The organism is Streptomyces capoamus (genome assembly GCF_014654935.1).
In the GTDB taxonomy this organism is placed as follows: domain Bacteria; phylum Actinomycetota; class Actinomycetes; order Streptomycetales; family Streptomycetaceae; genus Streptomyces; species Streptomyces capoamus.
Genome location: NZ_BNBF01000001.1, coordinates 502,962 through 504,141, shown reverse-complemented (window position 1 = coordinate 504,141; position 1,180 = coordinate 502,962). Strand labels below are relative to the sequence as shown.

1 protein-coding gene is annotated in these 1,180 nt (G+C 74.6%); it reads right to left on the bottom strand.

Going from position 1 to position 1,180, the window contains the following annotated elements:
- A partial coding sequence (locus IE312_RS02225; RefSeq protein WP_229898902.1) for a fibronectin type III domain-containing protein occupies nucleotides 1-1,060 on the bottom strand: 1,060 nt, incomplete at its 3' end.
- Between the last annotated feature and the right edge of the window lie 120 nt (nucleotides 1,061-1,180).

Genomic DNA, 1,180 nt, shown 5'->3' with positions numbered 1-1,180 from the left:
CACCGCGCGCGACCGTCAGCGCCCGGGGTCCCACGCGCTCCCCCGTCCCTTCGTCGGTGTCGGGGAACCAGTGCAGGATCCTGCGGGTCGCCGGGGACTGGGCGAGCAGGTGCTGCCGGTCCTGCCGCTCGGGGAAGCCGCCCGGTGTCCCACTGCAGTCGTGGGCGTGCGAAGCGCTGTAGAGAACGCCGTCGTAGGGCAGGACGGCCTGGGTGGCGCCGAAGCAGGTGTCCTTCCACACCATGCGGTCGTCGTCGAGACGGCCGGCGATACGGCCGTCGAAGACGCCCTCGCCGTTGCCTTCGGCGGCCACGTAGAAGCGGGTGCCGTCGTGCGCGAGGGACTTGACCACCGAGCGGGGCGGCAGCCAGGAGGGGTAGGAGCGGACGGTGGCGCCGCTGGTCGCGTCCAGGGCGACCAGCGCGTGGGCCCACCGGCCGTTGACCGACTCGAAGTCGCCGCCGGCGTAGAGCTTGCCGCGTGAGGGCACCGCCGACAGCGCGCGCACCGGGGCGTCGGTGTCCGCCCGGAACGGCAGCAGTCCGCCCTCGGGGGTGAAGGCGGCGACGTGCTGCCTGGTGCGGCCGTCGACCAGGCGGAAGTCGCCGCCGAGGTAGACCGTCCGGTCCGTGGTGTCGATCGCCCGGACGGTCGCGGAGACCGCCGGCCGGAAGTCGCCGCGCAGCGTGCAGTCGGCCGTGTTCAGGGCTACGGCACTGGCCACACGGGCGGACCCCGCACGGCTGAAGGAGCCGCCCACGTACAGCACCCGGCCGTCCGGCGACGCCTTGAGCGCGCGGACGGTTCCCTCGCCCCCGGTGAAGGAGGGCGCGCACGGCAGCAGGGCACCGGTCACCGCGTCGAACGCGGCGAAGTTGCGGCGCGGTACCTCCCGGTCGCCGGGTCGCGCGCCCGCCGGCCGCACCGAGTCGAAGGTGCCGCCGACGTAGACGACGCCGTGCGCGGCGGCCAGTGCCCAGACGACGCCGTCGGTCTGCCAGGTGGTCAGCGGATCGGCGGTGAACGACACCTCCGGTTCACCGCCGGCCGCCGCGGGCACGGGCCGCAGCAGCGCGGCGGAGCACAGGAGAGCGGCGGCGACAGCCCTGGTGGCCGCCCTCGACGGGAGATTTCTCAGGCGCAATGGACACCCCGGTTGGCAGTGGTGTGGGCGACACGC